Origin of the sequence: Streptomyces fractus (genome assembly GCF_049844455.1) — a bacterium.
Taxonomy (GTDB): domain Bacteria; phylum Actinomycetota; class Actinomycetes; order Streptomycetales; family Streptomycetaceae; genus Streptomyces; species Streptomyces fractus.
In genome coordinates this window covers 3,962,829-3,978,131 of record NZ_JBMYHI010000002.1, presented here as the reverse complement: position 1 = coordinate 3,978,131, position 15,303 = coordinate 3,962,829, and the positions used below count along the sequence as shown (strand labels likewise).

Genomic DNA, 15,303 nt, shown 5'->3' with positions numbered 1-15,303 from the left:
GCTGCCAGGATCCGGCGCCATGCAACTAGTACGACAAAACGAAAAAAGCGGCAGAAAGTTGGCCAGGAGGAGACGCGGCACCCGCCTCCTGGGCGCGCTGCTCGCCGCCTCCGCCCTCGCCACCGGATGCGCGGCCGGCGACGAAGCCGAGCGGGCCCCGGTGAAACCGGCCCCCGGCCAGCAGGCGCACAAGGGCCTCCAGGCGCCTCCCGCCCGCGCCCTCAACTCGTACGCGACCGAGCTGCGCGCCCAGCGGGCCGCACTCGTCGCGGCGACGAAGCGCTGGGGCCTCGCCGACGTGCCGCTGACCGCCCCGCGCCCGCCGGCGAAGAAGCCGGTCATCGAGGCGCGGACGGGCTTCGAGGTCGACGGCCAGAAGGAACTCGGCCTGCCGCCCGTGTTCACGACGGTCCCGACCAAGGACAAGGTCGTCTTCCTCACCATCGACGACGACTCCGAGAAGGACCCGCGGTTCCTGAAGATGATGAGCGAGCTGCGCATCCCGTACACCGCGTTCCTGACCGACTCCGAAGTCCGCCCGGAATACGGCTACTTCAAGAAGATGCAGGCCCGCGGTATCACCCTCAACAACCACACGCTCCACCACCCGTTCCTGCCCGGCCTGTCGTACGCGCGCCAGAAGCACGAGATCTGCGGCATGCAGGACGTCATCGAGAAGAAGTACGGCAAGCGGCCCACGCTCTTCCGCCCGCCGTTCGGCGACTACAACCAGGACACCCTGCGCGCCGCCAAGGCCTGCGGCATCGAGTACGCGCCGATCTGGAACGCCGAGGCGTTCGTGGACCGCATGGACTATCGCGAGTGGGACCGGAGCATCCATCCGGGCGACATCCTGCTCACGCACTTCAGGGGCCGCGAGGACTGGAAGGGCACGATGCCCGACATGATCCGCAACCTGATGAAGTACCTCACCGACAGGGGCTACGCGGTGGCGCGCCTGGAGGACTACCTGTGACACCGCGCGGGCCGTGGGCGCGGCCGCTCGGCCGCGCCCTGGCCGCCGTACTGCTCACCGCACTGTTCACCGCCCCACTCGCCGGGTGCGCACGGGAGGCCGCCCCGCCTCCGCGGCCCGCGGCGGGCGCCGGGGCGGCGGTCCCGCAGGTCCCGCCGGTCGTCTCCCGTGTCCCCACCCGCGACAAGGTGGTCTTCCTCGCGTACGAGGACGGGGTCGGGGCCGGGCGCGACCCCCGCTTCGTCGACCTGGTCCGCGACCGGCGCCTCCCGGTCTCGCTGTTCCTCGCGGGCCCGGGCGGGGGCAGCCTCGGCGAACTGAGCGCCCTGGGCGCCCGGGTGCAGAACCGCACCCTCACCCGGGCCCTGCTGCCCGGCCTCGGACACGTGGAGCAGCACGCCGAGATCTGCGGCCAGCGCGACCGCGTCGAGGCCCGATTCGGCGCGGCGCCGCGGCTGCTCCACCCGCCACGGGGCGCGTACGACGCGGACACGCTCCAGGCGGCGGCCGAGTGCGGCGTCGACGCGATCGTCCTGTGGCGCGGTCCTGCGGGGCGGCTGCGGCCCGGCGACATCCTCGGGGCCCGGGCGGAAACGACGCCGGGTCTCCTGCGCCGTATCGAGCGCGAGGGGTACGAGCCGGCGGCCCTGGAGGACTACCTGTGAGCCGCGCCGGAGCGGAGACCTGGGCAGGAAGTCTCGGAGTCGGTTAGCAGTCCGCTTGACCGAGTGCTAATCGCGGTCATAGTCTCGGCTCTGGCACTCACCACTGGAGAGTGCCAACAGCGACGGGCAGGTCCGGCACCCGCGACGACGGATCCACCTGGTCGCCACCCCAGACTGTTAACCCCGTGAGATCTCCGAAGGGGGAGACCGGATCGTGACGACCACCAGCTCCAAGGTTGCCATTAAGCCGCTCGAGGACCGCATTGTGGTCCAGCCGCTCGACGCCGAGCAGACCACGGCCTCTGGCCTGGTCATTCCGGACACCGCGAAGGAGAAGCCCCAGGAGGGCGCCGTCCTCGCCGTGGGCCCGGGCCGCTTCGAGAACGGCGAGCGCCTTCCGCTCGACGTCAAGGTCGGCGATGTCGTGCTGTACAGCAAGTACGGCGGCACCGAGGTGAAGTACAACGGCGACGAGTACCTCGTCCTCTCGGCTCGCGACGTGCTCGCGATCGTCGAGAAGTAATTCACCCAGCTTCACCGAAGCAGATGCTTTGAACCGCGCCCCTGGCCCCCGCTGAGAATGCCGGGTGCGAGGGGCGCGGTTCGTTTCGAGAGGACTGATTCAGCTCCATGGCGAAGATCCTGAAGTTCGACGAGGACGCCCGTCGCGCCCTCGAGCGCGGCGTCAACAAGCTTGCCGACACGGTCAAGGTGACGATCGGCCCCAAGGGCCGCAACGTCGTCATCGACAAGAAGTTCGGCGCCCCCACCATCACCAACGACGGTGTGACCATCGCCCGTGAGGTCGAGGTCGAGGACCCGTACGAGAACCTCGGCGCGCAGCTGGTGAAGGAGGTGGCGACCAAGACCAACGACATCGCGGGTGACGGTACGACCACCGCCACCGTCCTTGCCCAGGCCCTGGTCAAGGAAGGCCTGCGCAACGTTGCCGCCGGCGCCTCCCCGGCCGCCCTGAAGAAGGGCATCGACGCCGCGGTCAAGGCCGTGTCCGAGGACCTCCTCGCGACCGCCCGCCCGATCGACGAGAAGTCCGACATCGCCGCCGTCGCCGGTCTGTCCGCCCAGGACAACCAGGTCGGCGAGCTCATCGCCGAGGCGATGGACAAGGTCGGCAAGGACGGTGTCATCACCGTCGAGGAGTCCAACACCTTCGGCCTGGAGCTCGACTTCACCGAGGGCATGGCCTTCGACAAGGGCTACCTGTCCCCGTACTTCGTCACCGACCAGGAGCGTATGGAGGCCGTCCTCGACGACCCGTACATCCTGATCCACCAGGGCAAGATCGGCTCGATCCAGGACATGCTCCCGCTCCTGGAGAAGGTCATCCAGGCCGGTGGCTCCAAGCCGCTCCTGATCATCGCTGAGGACGTCGAGGGCGAGGCCCTGTCGACCCTGGTCGTGAACAAGATCCGTGGCACGTTCAACGCCGTGGCCGTGAAGGCCCCCGGCTTCGGCGACCGCCGCAAGGCGATGCTCCAGGACATGGCCACCCTCACCGGTGCCACCGTCATCGCCGAGGAGGTCGGCCTCAAGCTCGACCAGGCCGGTCTCGAGGTGCTCGGTTCCGCGCGCCGCGTGACCATCACCAAGGACGACACCACCATCGTCGACGGTGGCGGCAAGTCCGAGGACGTGCAGGGCCGCGTCGCGCAGATCAAGGCCGAGATCGAGAACACGGACTCCGACTGGGACCGCGAGAAGCTCCAGGAGCGCCTCGCGAAGCTGGCCGGCGGCGTCTGCGTGATCCGCGTCGGTGCGGCCACCGAGGTCGAGCTCAAGGAGAAGAAGCACCGTCTGGAGGACGCCATCTCCGCGACCCGCGCCGCGGTCGAGGAGGGCATCGTCTCCGGTGGTGGCTCCGCCCTGGTGCACGCCTCCAAGGTCCTCGACGACTCCCTCGGCAAGGAGGGCGACGAGGCCACCGGTGTCGCCGTCGTCCGCCGCGCCGTCGTCGAGCCGCTCCGCTGGATCGGCGAGAACGCCGGCCAGGAGGGCTACGTGATCGTCTCCAAGGTCAAGGAGCTCGAGAAGGGCAGCGGCTACAACGCCGCGACCGGCGAGTACGTCGACCTGGTCAAGGCCGGCGTCATCGACCCGGTCAAGGTCACCCGCTCCGCCCTGGAGAACGCCGCCTCCATCGCCTCCCTGCTGCTCACGACCGAGACCCTGGTCGTCGAGAAGCCGGCCGAGGAGGAGCCCGAGGCCGCCGGCCACGGGCACGGCCACTCGCACTGACGCGCTCCGCTCCGGCTGAAGCGCCCGAGGCCCGGCTCCCCGTCGCGGGGAGCCGGGCCTCGGCCTTTTCGCGTGAGGGCAACTCCCTTACTGCGGGCCGTACTTGCGGCCCGTGCGGGACGTGATGCCGCCGAGGACCGCGCGCGGGGTCACCTTCACCACGCCCATCAGGGCCTTGTACCGGGGGTCGGGGATCGAGAGGGTCCGGCCCCGCGACAGGTCCGCGAGGGCCGCCGCCACCAGCTTGTCCGCGTCGAGCCACATCCACTTCGGGATGTTGCCCGTGCCCATGCCTGCCCGCTCGTGGAACTCCGTACGGACGAAGCCGGGGCACAACGCCATCAGCCGCACCCCACTGCCCGCGAGGTCCTTCGCCGCGCCCTGCGTGAACTGCACGACCCACGCCTTCGAGGCGCCGTACGTGCCGCGCGGCACGAAGGCCGCCACCGACGCCACGTTCACGACGCCGCCGCGCCCGCGCTCGCGCATCGCCCCCGCGGCCGCCGACGTCAGCCGCAGCACCGCCTCGCAGTGCACCTTCAGCATCGTCAGCTCGTCGGCCATCGGGACGTCCAGGTAGTGCCCCTTGTTGCCGAACCCGGCGTTGTTGACGAGCAGGTCGACCGCCGCCCTACGGTCCGTCAGCCGCGCCTCGACCGCCGCGATTCCGTCATCCGTGGCCAGGTCGGCGGTGAGCACTTCGGCCTCGATGCCGTGCCGGTCGTGCAGCTCGGTCGCCTGCTCGTGCAGCCGCTTGGTGTCGCGCGCGACGAGCACCAGGTTGTGTCCGTCGGCGGCGAGCCGCCGGGCGAACGCGGCGCCGATGCCCGCGGTGGATCCGGTGATCAGGGCGGTAGTCATGCGCCCAGGTTAATCTCGCGCGGCACCGGGGTTCTCCGGGCTGTACCGCGGCCGGGGCCACCGTTCTGGGCGCGCGGCACCGGGGGCCGCCTTGCCCACCCTGCCGCCCAAGGCGGCAGGGTGGGCAAGGCGGTGGCGGCCATCCGCATGCCCCAGGCGGCGAGTGGGCAAGATCAAGCCCGACTTTGGGACGAGAGCCAGCGGGGTCCGGGGCGGAGCCCCGAGGCGTGGGGACGGTCGCCCGCAACAGGACTACGAGCCGTACTTCTCCACGTACTCCCGCGCGGAGCGCTCCGCCTCCGGGTGCAGCGCGGCACCGGCGGCCAGCAGCCGGGGGAGGAGCGACCGCTCCGTGGTCACCGCGCGGAACTGGAACGCCACCGTCACCTCGTGCTCCGGCCGGTGCACGATCTCGATGGGGTCGCCCGCACGGATCTCGCCCGGTTCGATCACCCGGAAGTACGCCCCCGGCGCCCCCTCCCGCGTGAACCGCTTGACCCAGCCCCGCTCGCCCAGGTGCCCCTGGAAGGTCCGGCACGGGATGCGGCTGGAGGTGACCTCCAGGAGAAGATCCGCCCCGACCCGCCAGCGCTCGCCGATCTTCGCCCCCGACACGTCGATCCCCTCCGTCGTGAGGTTCTCGCCGAACGTGCCGCTGGGCAGCGAACGGTCGAGCTCCTTGCCCCACGCGTCCAGGTCCTCCCGCGCGTACGCGTACACGGCCTGGTGGTCCCCGCCGTGGTGCCGCAGGTCGCACACCGCGTCCCCGGCGAGCCCGCTCGCGCCGACCCCCTCGGGGCCGGGCGCCGACACCAGCACGGGGCCGGTGACCGGCCGCTTGTCGATGCCCGTGACCCCCTCGGGCTGGTCCGTGTACTCGGCGGGCTCGGGCCGCCCCAGATTCAGCGACAGAAGCTTCATGCGCGGAACGCTACGGGACCGACACCCAAAGCCGCTACGCATTATTCGGCGCGAAACCCAAGAGTCGCTTATGCTTGACGGGTGATCGAGGCCCGTCATCTCCGCGTCCTGCGCGCCGTCGCCGCCACCGGCTCCTTCTCCGCGGCGGCCCGCGAGCTGGGCTGCACCCAGCCCGCCGTCAGCCAGCAGATGAAGGCCCTGGAGTCCTCGGCAGGCACCCCGCTGCTGATCCGCACCGGCCGCGAGATGCGCCTCACCCAGGCCGGCGAGGCCCTCGTGCGGCACGCGTCGGGCATCCTCGCCGGGCTCACCGCCGCCGAGGAGGAGATCGCCGCGATCGCGGGCCTGCGGGCCGGCCGGGTCCGGCTCGTCTCGTTCCCGAGCGGCAGCTCGACCCTCGTCCCGACGGCCCTCGCCGCCCTGCGCGCCGAACACCCCGGCACGCGCGTGTCCCTGGTGGAGGCGGAGCCGCCGCGCTCGGTGGAGATGCTGCGCGAGGGCGACTGCGACGTCGCGCTCGCCTTTCGGTACGAAGGGGCGCACGCCTCGGAGGACTGGGACGACCTCGTCGTGCGGACGCTGTTCGCGGACCGGCTCGTGGGCCTCGTGCCCGAGGGGCACGCGCTGGCCGGAGCGGGCTCGGTCACCATCGACGCGTTCGCGGACGAGCCGTGGATCGCGGGCTGCCCGCGCTGCCGCCGCCAGCTGGTCGAGGTGTGCCGGGGTGCGGGGTTCGCCCCGCGCATCGACTTCGCGACGGACGACTATCCGGCGGTGGTCGGTCTCGTGAGCGCCGGGCTCGGCGTGGCGGTGCTTCCCGAACTGGCCATCGAGTCTGTTCGCCCCAAGGGTGCACGCACAGTGACCGTGGAGCCCGCGGTGCGGCGCGAGATCGTCGCGCTCACCCTGCCCGATCTGGCCCAGGTGCCCGCGGTCGGCGCGACCCTCGACCACCTCGCCAAGGCCGCGACACGCTGAACGCGGAGGAGGGCGCGGCTCGGCGCACCGACCTCCCCCGTTCATGCAGAAACGTTCCTTCAGTTGCGTGCGCCGCTCGTGGCGGCCTGTCCTCCGCTCGGGGCCGACGCCGTGACGAGCCGGTTGCGGGCGCGTCCCATCAGCTCTTCGCGCTCGTCCTCGGTGAGCCCGCCCCACACGCCGTACGGCTCACGCACCTGTAGGGCGTGAGCTGCGCACTCGGCGCGTACCGGGCACCTCATGCAGACCTCCTTGGCCGAGTTCTCACGGGCGCTGCGTGCCGCCCCACGCTCGCCCTCCGGGTGGAAGAAGAGCGAGCTGTCCACCCCGCGGCAGGCCGCGAGGAGCTGCCAGTCCCACAGATCGGCGTTCGGTCCGGGAAGGCGGGAGAAATCTGCCATTGCTGTGTCCCCTTGTAGCCGTTCAGACGCGGATACGGTGCACATGACCGTACATCTACTGTCTAAGGAGATGAAAATATGACTCATTGCGAATCTAGCTACAGACACCAGCAAAAGGAAGGAAAACCTTCCAAATGGGGCATAGCTTGTGATGAAACCTTGTGGGTCCGCCGCGCCGTCCACACCGTGTTCGCGCCCTCACGTAGAGTGCCGAAGGAGGCCGTCCGACCCGTAACTCTTTCGAGTGACCGTCGTTGAGAAGTGCGGAGGCGGTTGAATGAACAAGCGCTCGGGCAGGTGTCCGATTGCCTTGTTGAGTGTCGACCGCACAGGTGACGATTCGTACACAGCCTGGAGGCTCAAGGTGACGCGCATCAGCTGCGGAGGACGGTCATGACATCCGTCCTCGTCTGCGACGACTCCCCGCTTGCCCGAGAGGCGCTGCGCCGCGCGGTCGCGACCGTGCCCGGCGTCGAGCGCGTGACGACCGCGGCCAACGGCGAGGAAGTCCTCCGCCGCTGGGGCGCCGACCGCTCGGACCTGATTTTGATGGACGTACGCATGCCCGGTCTGGGCGGCGTCGAGACAGTGCGGCGGCTGCTCTCCGCCGATCCCGGTGCGCGCATCATCATGCTCACCGTGGCCGAGGATCTGGACGGGGTGGCCCTCGCGGTCGCCGCCGGCGCCCGCGGCTATCTGCACAAGGACGCCTCGCGCGCCGAACTGCGGGCCACCGTGACGCAGGCGCTCGCCGACCCGACCTGGCGGCTCGCCCCGCGCAGACTGCGCTCGGCCGAGATGGGGGCCGCCCCCACGCTCACCGCGCGGGAGATCCAGGTGCTCGAGGGCATGAGCCACGGACGGTCCAACGCCGAGATCGGGCGCGAGCTGTTCCTCTCCGAGGACACGGTCAAGACGCACGCGCGTCGCTTGTTCAAGAAGCTCGGCGCCTCGGACCGTGCGCACGCCGTGGCGCTCGGGTTCCGCTGGGGCCTGGTTCGCTGACGAGCCGCTGATCGGCACACCTCCGCGCCCTCCGGGGCGCGGTGGACCCGCCGTGAGGGAGGCCGCTCCGGCCCGTCGCGCCGCGACTTTTCGACGCTTCGCGCGCGATGCCGCATCCTTGGGGGTGTGGAGTTCCTCGGGGACGAGTCGGGCGAGCAGGGTCAGCGAGAGGGGAGGGCGCAGGAAATGAGTTCCGGCGCACCTGCTCATAACGCTTCGGTGCACAACTACGGGCACGGTGTCACGGACCAGAAGGCGCCGGGGCACCATGGACCGATGCGTGACGACGAGGCAGCGACTCCCCAGGGGGTCATCGGTACGCTCGTCGGCCGCGCCGTCGACGGCGACGAGCAGGCCACGCACGATCTGCTCGCGCATGTCCATCCCCTCGCGATCCGCTACTGCCGCACGCGTCTTTCCCGGCTTCCGGGGGACGCGCGGCACTTCGTGGAGGATCTCGCCCAAGAGGTCTGCGTCGCGGTGCTGCTCGCGCTGCCGCGCTACAAGGACACCGGGCGGCCCTTCGAGGCGTTCGTCTTCGCCATCGCCGCGCACAAGGTCGCCGATCTGCAGCGGGCGGCCATGCGCGGCCCCGGATCCACGGCCGTGCCCTCCGACGAGATGCCGGAGCGGCCCGACGACTCCCTCGGCCCGGAGGAGCGTGCGCTGTTGAACAGCGACGCCGCGTGGGCCAAGAAGCTGCTCGCCAACCTCCCCGAGAACCAGCGGGAGCTGCTCCTGCTGCGCATCGCCGTCGGGCTCACCGCCGAGGAGACCGGGCAGATGTTGGGCATGTCACCCGGCGCCGTGCGCGTCGCGCAGCACCGGGCGCTGAGCCGACTGCGGGCACTCGCCGAGCAGTAGCGCGAGGCCCCGGCCGTGCACGTGTGAACGTCCAAAGAATTCCGATGATCTTGATCGTGGAATGAGACACCCTCGCGGGCCGTTAGCATGGACATCCGCACCGATCAAGGCCATTTGGGGAAGGTGTCATGACTGCAAACGTCGACGGAGTGCCCGAGAAATTCGCGACACTCGGGCTGACCTACGACGACGTGCTGCTGCTGCCGGGCTCGTCGGACATGGCGCCCGACCAGATCGACACCGCCTCGCACGTCTCGAAGAACGTGCGGGTGAACATCCCGCTGCTCTCCGCCGCGATGGACAAGGTCACCGAGTCCCGGATGGCCATCGCCATGGCGCGCCAGGGCGGCGTCGGCGTGCTGCACCGCAACCTGTCGATCGCCGACCAGGCGAACCAGGTGGACCTCGTGAAGCGCTCCGAGTCCGGCATGGTCACCGACCCGATCACGGTGCACCCGGACGCGACGCTCGCCGAGGCCGACGCGATCTGCGCCAAGTTCCGCATCTCCGGCGTGCCGGTGACCGACGGCGGCGGCAAGCTGCTCGGCATCGTCACCAACCGCGACATCGCCTTCGAGAACGACCGCAGCCGTCAGGTCCGCGAGGTCATGACGCCGATGCCGCTCGTCACGGGCAAGGTCGGCATCTCCGGTGTCGACGCCATGGAACTGCTGCGCCGCCACAAGATCGAGAAGCTTCCGCTGGTCGACGACGCGGGCATCCTCAAGGGCCTCATCACGGTCAAGGACTTCAAGAAGGCCGAGCAGTACCCGAACGCGGCGAAGGACTCCGAGGGCCGGCTGCTCGTCGGCGCCGCGGTCGGCGTCGCCGGTGACGCCTATGAGCGGGCGCAGGCCCTCATCGAGGCGGGCGCCGACTTCATCGTCGTCGACACCGCGCACGGCCACTCGCGGCTCGTCGGTGACATGGTCGCCAAGATCAAGTCCAACTCGGGCGGCGTCGACGTCATCGGTGGCAACATCGCCACCCGCGAGGGTGCCAAGGCGCTCATCGACTCCGGCGTGGACGGCATCAAGGTCGGTGTCGGCCCGGGCTCCATCTGCACCACGCGCGTCGTCGCCGGCATCGGCGTCCCGCAGGTCACGGCCATCTACGAGGCGTCGCTCGCCGCCAAGGAGGCCGGTGTTCCGGTCATCGGTGACGGCGGTCTGCAGTACTCCGGTGACATCGCCAAGGCGCTCGTCGCCGGCGCCGACACCGTGATGCTCGGCTCGCTGCTCGCGGGCTGCGAGGAGTCGCCGGGCGAGCTGCTCTTCATCAACGGCAAGCAGTTCAAGTCGTACCGCGGCATGGGTTCGCTGGGCGCCATGCAGACGCGCGGCGACCAGAGGTCCTTCTCCAAGGACCGGTACTTCCAGGAGGGCGTCGCTTCCGACGAGAAGCTCGTGCCCGAGGGCATCGAGGGCCAGGTGCCCTACCGCGGCCCGCTGTCGGCCGTCGTGCACCAGCTCACCGGCGGGCTCCGCCAGTCGATGTTCTACGTCGGCGGGCGCACGGTCCCTGAGCTGCAGGCCAACGGCAAGTTCGTCCGGATCACCTCGGCGGGCCTCAAGGAGAGCCACCCGCACGACATCCAGATGACGGTCGAGGCGCCGAACTACAGCCGTAACGGCAAGTAGGCGTAAGCAGTACCAGTAACCGCAGGTCAGACGTGGTGGGGTGGCCCCGGAACAACCGGGACCGCCCCACACGCGTGTGTCAGGGATACTGGACAGGCAAGGCCCAAGTGGGACCCAGATGTGAAAGGCGCCCCCCAACGTGACTGAGATCGAGATCGGGCGCGGCAAGCGCGGCCGCCGCGCGTACGCCTTCGACGACATCGCCGTCGTTCCGAGTCGGCGCACCCGCGACCCGAAGGAGGTCTCGATCGCTTGGCAGATCGATGCCTACCGCTTCGAGCTGCCGTTCCTGGCCGCCCCCATGGACTCCGTCGTCTCGCCGGCGACCGCCATCCGCATCGGTGAGCTGGGCGGACTCGGTGTGCTGAACCTCGAGGGCCTGTGGACCCGTTACGAGGACCCGCAGCCGCTGCTCGACGAGATCGCCGAGCTGTCGCCCGAGGCCGCGACCCGCCGCCTCCAGGAGATCTACTCCGCGCCCATCCAGGCCGACCTGATCGGGCAGCGCATCAAGGAGGTGCGCGACTCCGGTGTCGTCACCGCCGCCGCGCTCTCCCCGCAGCGCACCGCCGAGTTCTCCAAGGCCGTGGTGGACGCGGGCGTGGACATCTTCGTGATCCGTGGGACGACGGTTTCGGCCGAGCATGTCTCCGGTGCCGCCGAGCCGCTCAACCTGAAGCAGTTCATCTACGAGCTGGATGTCCCGGTCATCGTCGGTGGCTGCGCCACGTACACCGCCGCGCTGCACCTCATGCGGACCGGTGCCGCCGGTGTGCTGGTCGGCTTCGGCGGCGGCGCCGCGCACACCACGCGGAACGTGCTGGGTATCCAGGTGCCGATGGCCACGGCCGTGGCCGATGTCGCCGCCGCGCGCCGCGACTACCTGGACGAGTCCGGTGGCCGCTACGTGCACGTCATCGCCGACGGCGGCGTGGGCTGGTCCGGCGACCTGCCCAAGGCCATCGCCTGCGGCGCCGACTCCGTGATGATGGGGTCCCCGCTGGCCCGCGCCACGGACGCGCCCGGCCGCGGTCACCACTGGGGCATGGAGGCCGTCCACGAGGACGTGCCGCGCGGCAAGAAGGTCGACCTCGGCACGGTCGGCACGACCGAGGAGGTCCTGACCGGCCCCTCGCACACGCCCGACGGTTCGATGAACTTCTTCGGCGCGCTGAAGCGGGCCATGGCGACGACCGGCTACAGCGAGCTCAAGGAGTTCCAGCGGGTCGAGGTCACGGTGGCGGATGCCACGCACAAGCGGTAGCGCTGACGCCGAGTCGTAGCGAGCGGCGGGTGGGCCTCATCGGGAAGGTGGGGCCCACCCGCTTTTTGCGCTCACGCGGCGGAGCCGCATATCGATACAGCCCCGCGCCCCTGAAAAGCGCCCCCGAACAGCTACAGGCGGTGTGCTGCGCCCGCAGGTGTTGCTCCTCTTGTGTCCAGGAGCAGTTGGGCTTTGACGGACAGGCCCTGGAGGTCGTACGTGCGGTGTTGTTGCAGCAGGATCGTCAGGTCGGCGTCGGCCGCCGCCTCGTAGAGGGAGTCGGCGCGCGGGACAGGGCGGTCCAGGACGTTCCAGGACGGGACGTACGGGTCGTGGTAGCTGACGGCGGCGCCGAGCTGCATGAGGCGGGTGGCGATCTCCTCGGCGGGGGCGGCCTGCTGGTCGGCGAGGTCGGGCTTGTAGGTGACGCCGAGCAGCAGGACGCGGGCGCCGCGGGCCGACTTGCCGTGCTCGTTGAGGAGCGTGGCCGCGCGCTGGACCACGTACGACGGCATGTGGTGGTTGACCTGGCGGGCCAGTTCGACCATGCGCAGCGGGCGCGTCGGGAGGTGCGGGCCCGAGAGGTCCTGGGCGAGGGCGTGGCCGCCGACGCCGGGGCCAGGGCGGAAGGCCTGGAAGCCGAAGGGCTTCGTCTCCGCGCAGCGGATGACGTCCCACAGGTCGACGCCCAACTCGTGGCAGAGCACGGCCATTTCGTTGACCAGGGCGATGTTGACGTGCCGGTAGTTGGTCTCCAGGAGGTGCACGGTTTCCGCTTCCCGCGGGCCACGCGCGCGTACCACCTTGTCGGTGAGGCGGCTGTAGAAGGTGGCCGCCGACTCGGTGCAGGCGGGGGTGTGGCCGCCGATCACCTTGGGGGTCGACGTGTAGGGGTGCAGGCGGTTGCCGGGGTCGACGCGGCCGGGGGCGTGGGCGAGGTGGAAGTCGCGTCCCGCGCGAAGGCCCGAGCCCTCTTCGAGGACGGGGAGGAGGAGCGTCTGCGTGGTGCCCGGCGGCACGGGCGACTCGATGATCACCGTGGTGTGCGGGCGGAGCCGGGCGGCGAGGGTGCGGGTCGCCTCGACGACCGGGGTGAGCATCGGCGCCCCGTCGGGGCCCTGCGGGGTCGGTGCGCAGATCACGGCGGTGCGGACGCGGGCGAGCTCGGCGGCGTTGGCCGTGGGGCGGAAGCCCGCGGAGAGCATGCGGCGGAGGTCGGCGGCGGTCAGGGCCGCCGCGTCGCCGCCGCTGGGCAGCCGGCCCGCCGCGAGATCCCGGGCGCGGGCCGGATCGTGGCCGATGGTCGCGATCCCGGCCGCCACGGCGGCCTGCGCGAGGGGCAGGCCGAGGTGGCCGAGGCCGATGACGGCGAGGTCTGCGGGCATGGCGGTTGCCGTCCTTTCCCGAGGAGCGGACCGGTCATTAGCCGGAGCGGGACGAGGGCGCAAGCCCTGTGGACAGGATGAGCGAGCGCACTGTCAGACTAGGAGTAAATATGACCGATATGTGGCATTGCGCGGAGATGGATTTGCGAGTGTTGCGCCGCGAGTCTCCGCAGGTTGTCCACAGGTGCACGCCCGCTAGTGGCCCGAACCGGTCAGCGGGTGAAGAATCGGGGCATGTAGGAAGCGCGCAGCGGGTGCTTTGCGGGTACGCGAGGCCGGGCACACCACACGCGTGAGCCACGCCGACGACAGCGGGAGGCAGCAGTGAAGGCAGCGACACTGGGACCCGAGCAGCGTGCACAGGCCCTGGCGGCCATGGCCGAGCGCGAGCTGGACATTCTCGTGGTGGGCGCGGGAGTGGTCGGCGCGGGCACGGCGCTCGACGCGGTGACCCGCGGCCTGTCCACCGGGATCGTCGAGGCGCGGGACTGGGCCTCCGGCACGTCGAGCCGTTCCAGCAAGCTGATCCACGGCGGGCTCAGGTATCTGGAGATGCTGGACTTCGCGCTCGTACGGGAGGCGCTGAAGGAGCGCGGGCTGCTGCTCGAACGGCTCGCGCCGCACCTCGTGAAGCCGGTGCCCTTCCTGTATCCGTTGCAGCACAAGGCGTGGGAGCGGGTGTACGCCGGGTCGGGTGTCGCCCTGTACGACGCGATGTCGATGGCGCGCGGGCACGGGCGCGGGCTGCCGATGCACCGGCACCTCACGCGCAAGCACGCGTTGCGGGTCGCCCCCTGCCTGAAGAAGGACGCGCTGGTCGGCGCGCTGCAGTACTACGACGCGCAGATGGACGACGCCCGGTATGTGGCGACCCTGGTGCGGACCGCCGCCATGTACGGCGCCAAGGCGGCCAACCGCGCGCGCGTGACGGGTTTTCTGCGGGAGGGCGAGCGGGTCGTCGGCGCGCGGGTGGAGGACGTCGAGGGCGGCGGCGAGTACGAGATCCGCGCCAAGCAGGTCGTGAACGCGACGGGCGTGTGGACCGATGACACGCAGGCCATGGTCGGCGAGCGCGGGCAGTTCCACGTGCGGGCGTCCAAGGGGATCCACCTTGTCGTTCCGAAGGACCGGATCAATTCGACGTCCGGGTTGATCCTGCGTACCGAGAAGAGCGTGCTGTTCGTGATTCCGTGGGGGCGGCACTGGATCATCGGCACGACCGACACGGACTGGGACCTGGACAAGGCGCACCCCGCGGCGTCCAGTGCCGATATCGACTACCTGTTGGAGCACGTCAACTCCGTGCTCGGCGTCCCGCTCTCGCGCGATGACGTGCAGGGCGTCTACGCGGGACTGCGGCCGCTGCTCGCCGGGGAGTCCGACGCCACCAGCAAGCTGTCGCGCGAGCACACCGTCGCGCACCCCGCGCCGGGCCTCGTCGTCGTGGCCGGCGGCAAGTACACGACGTACCGGGTCATGGCCAAGGACGCCGTCGACGAGGCGGTGCACGGGCTCGACCAGCGGGTCGCCGAGTGCGTGACCGAGGAGGTGCCGCTGGTGGGCGCCGAGGGGTACCGGGCGCTGTGGAACGCGCGGGCGCGGATCGCCGCGCGCACGGGGCTGCACGTGGTGCGCGTCGAGCATCTGCTGAACCGGTACGGGGCGCTCGCCGAGGAGGTGCTCGAACTGGTCTCGTCCGACCCGGGGTTGGGCGCGCCGCTGACCGGCGCCGACGACTATTTGCGGGCCGAGGTCGTGTACGCCGCCTCGCACGAAGGGGCGCGGCACCTCGACGACGTGCTGACGCGGCGCACGCGGATCTCCATCGAGACCTTCGACCGGGGGGCGCGGTGCGCGCGGGAGGTGGCGGAGCTGATGGCGCCCGTCCTTGGCTGGGACAAGGACCAGGTGGAGCGCGAGGTCGAGCATTACGAGAAGCGGGTGGAGGCGGAGCGGGAGTCGCAGCGGCAGCCGGATGACCTCACGGCCGATGCGGCGAGGTTGGGGGCGCCGGACATCGTGCCGCTTTGACCTCCGGTGGGGCGGGTCGCCGTTGCGGGAGCCGGTGTTGCGGTCGCGGGGCTCTG

14 protein-coding genes are annotated in these 15,303 nt (G+C 70.6%); 10 read left to right on the top strand and 4 right to left on the bottom strand.

What is annotated here, in order from left to right:
- Positions 1-19 precede the first annotated feature (19 nt).
- The 4 genes from ACP4E5_RS19695 (at position 20) to groL (ending at position 3,897) form a co-directional block, all read left to right on the top strand.
- Positions 20-976, top strand: a complete 957-nt coding sequence (locus ACP4E5_RS19695; protein ID WP_425830515.1) for a polysaccharide deacetylase family protein — start codon at positions 20-22, stop codon at positions 974-976.
- The gene (locus tag ACP4E5_RS19690; protein ID WP_425830513.1) at positions 973-1,641 is read left to right on the top strand and encodes a polysaccharide deacetylase family protein; all 669 of its coding nucleotides are present in this window, start codon (positions 973-975) and stop codon (positions 1,639-1,641) included. The genes ACP4E5_RS19695 and ACP4E5_RS19690 overlap by 4 nt, the downstream gene beginning before the upstream one ends.
- 214 nt (positions 1,642-1,855) lie before the next feature.
- A complete protein-coding gene (groES, locus tag ACP4E5_RS19685) occupies positions 1,856-2,164 on the top strand; it encodes a co-chaperone GroES (protein ID WP_018528412.1) in 309 nt (102 codons plus the stop codon).
- A 107-nt stretch (positions 2,165-2,271) separates the two neighbouring features.
- On the top strand, positions 2,272-3,897 hold the full coding sequence (groL, locus tag ACP4E5_RS19680; RefSeq protein WP_425830511.1) for a chaperonin GroEL: 1,626 nt from the start codon (positions 2,272-2,274) through the stop codon (positions 3,895-3,897).
- An 87-nt stretch (positions 3,898-3,984) separates the two neighbouring features.
- Here groL and ACP4E5_RS19675 read toward each other — a convergent pair whose 3' ends face one another.
- Positions 3,985-4,758 (bottom strand): SDR family NAD(P)-dependent oxidoreductase, encoded by a 774-nt coding sequence (locus ACP4E5_RS19675; RefSeq protein ID WP_425830509.1) that lies wholly within the window; start codon positions 4,756-4,758, stop codon positions 3,985-3,987.
- A 252-nt stretch (positions 4,759-5,010) separates the two neighbouring features.
- Entirely contained in the window at positions 5,011-5,679 is a 669-nt protein-coding gene (locus ACP4E5_RS19670; RefSeq protein ID WP_425830507.1) for an MOSC domain-containing protein, read from the bottom strand.
- Between the two features lie 81 nt (positions 5,680-5,760).
- Here ACP4E5_RS19670 and ACP4E5_RS19665 point away from each other — a divergent pair, with 81 nt between their 5' ends.
- On the top strand, positions 5,761-6,657 hold the full coding sequence (locus tag ACP4E5_RS19665; protein WP_425830505.1) for a LysR family transcriptional regulator: 897 nt from the start codon (positions 5,761-5,763) through the stop codon (positions 6,655-6,657).
- A gap of 59 nt (positions 6,658-6,716) precedes the next feature.
- On the opposite strand, the gene ACP4E5_RS19660 is transcribed toward ACP4E5_RS19665, so the two are convergent.
- Positions 6,717-7,058 carry a WhiB family transcriptional regulator gene (locus ACP4E5_RS19660; protein WP_389270416.1) on the bottom strand — a complete coding sequence of 114 codons (342 nt, stop codon included), beginning with the start codon at positions 7,056-7,058 and terminating at the stop codon, positions 6,717-6,719.
- A 393-nt stretch (positions 7,059-7,451) separates the two neighbouring features.
- On the opposite strand from ACP4E5_RS19660, the gene ACP4E5_RS19655 reads away from it, so the two are divergent.
- The 4 genes from ACP4E5_RS19655 to ACP4E5_RS19640 all read left to right on the top strand — a co-directional run bounded on the left by ACP4E5_RS19655 (position 7,452) and on the right by ACP4E5_RS19640 (position 11,831).
- A complete protein-coding gene (locus ACP4E5_RS19655; protein ID WP_003948568.1) occupies positions 7,452-8,063 on the top strand; it encodes a response regulator transcription factor in 612 nt (203 codons plus the stop codon).
- 276 nt (positions 8,064-8,339) lie between these two features.
- Positions 8,340-8,927 carry a sigma-70 family RNA polymerase sigma factor gene (locus tag ACP4E5_RS19650; protein ID WP_425830503.1) on the top strand — a complete coding sequence of 196 codons (588 nt, stop codon included), beginning with the start codon at positions 8,340-8,342 and terminating at the stop codon, positions 8,925-8,927.
- A gap of 128 nt (positions 8,928-9,055) precedes the next feature.
- Entirely contained in the window at positions 9,056-10,567 is a 1,512-nt protein-coding gene (gene guaB, locus ACP4E5_RS19645; protein ID WP_425830501.1) for an IMP dehydrogenase, read from the top strand.
- 139 nt (positions 10,568-10,706) lie between these two features.
- The gene (locus tag ACP4E5_RS19640; RefSeq protein WP_425830499.1) at positions 10,707-11,831 is read left to right on the top strand and encodes a GuaB3 family IMP dehydrogenase-related protein; all 1,125 of its coding nucleotides are present in this window, start codon (positions 10,707-10,709) and stop codon (positions 11,829-11,831) included.
- A 131-nt stretch (positions 11,832-11,962) separates the two neighbouring features.
- Here ACP4E5_RS19640 and ACP4E5_RS19635 read toward each other — a convergent pair whose 3' ends face one another.
- Positions 11,963-13,216, bottom strand: a complete 1,254-nt coding sequence (locus tag ACP4E5_RS19635; RefSeq protein WP_425830497.1) for a nucleotide sugar dehydrogenase — start codon at positions 13,214-13,216, stop codon at positions 11,963-11,965.
- Positions 13,217-13,540: 324 nt separating this feature from the next.
- On the opposite strand from ACP4E5_RS19635, the gene ACP4E5_RS19630 reads away from it, so the two are divergent.
- Positions 13,541-15,247 (top strand): glycerol-3-phosphate dehydrogenase/oxidase, encoded by a 1,707-nt coding sequence (locus ACP4E5_RS19630; protein WP_425830495.1) that lies wholly within the window; start codon positions 13,541-13,543, stop codon positions 15,245-15,247.
- The last annotated feature ends 56 nt before the right edge of the window (positions 15,248-15,303 follow it).

Coding starts and splice junctions, on each gene's coding strand:
- ACP4E5_RS19695 (WP_425830515.1), top strand. CDS start 20: ATGCAACTAGTACGACAAAACGAAAAAAGCGGCAGAAAGTTGGCCAGG.
- groL (WP_425830511.1), top strand. CDS start 2,272: ATGGCGAAGATCCTGAAGTTCGACGAGGACGCCCGTCGCGCCCTCGAG.
- ACP4E5_RS19675 (WP_425830509.1), bottom strand. CDS start 4,758: ATGACTACCGCCCTGATCACCGGATCCACCGCGGGCATCGGCGCCGCG.
- ACP4E5_RS19670 (WP_425830507.1), bottom strand. CDS start 5,679: ATGAAGCTTCTGTCGCTGAATCTGGGGCGGCCCGAGCCCGCCGAGTAC.
- ACP4E5_RS19660 (WP_389270416.1), bottom strand. CDS start 7,058: ATGGCAGATTTCTCCCGCCTTCCCGGACCGAACGCCGATCTGTGGGAC.
- ACP4E5_RS19655 (WP_003948568.1), top strand. CDS start 7,452: ATGACATCCGTCCTCGTCTGCGACGACTCCCCGCTTGCCCGAGAGGCG.
- ACP4E5_RS19650 (WP_425830503.1), top strand. CDS start 8,340: ATGCGTGACGACGAGGCAGCGACTCCCCAGGGGGTCATCGGTACGCTC.
- guaB (WP_425830501.1), top strand. CDS start 9,056: ATGACTGCAAACGTCGACGGAGTGCCCGAGAAATTCGCGACACTCGGG.
- ACP4E5_RS19635 (WP_425830497.1), bottom strand. CDS start 13,216: ATGCCCGCAGACCTCGCCGTCATCGGCCTCGGCCACCTCGGCCTGCCC.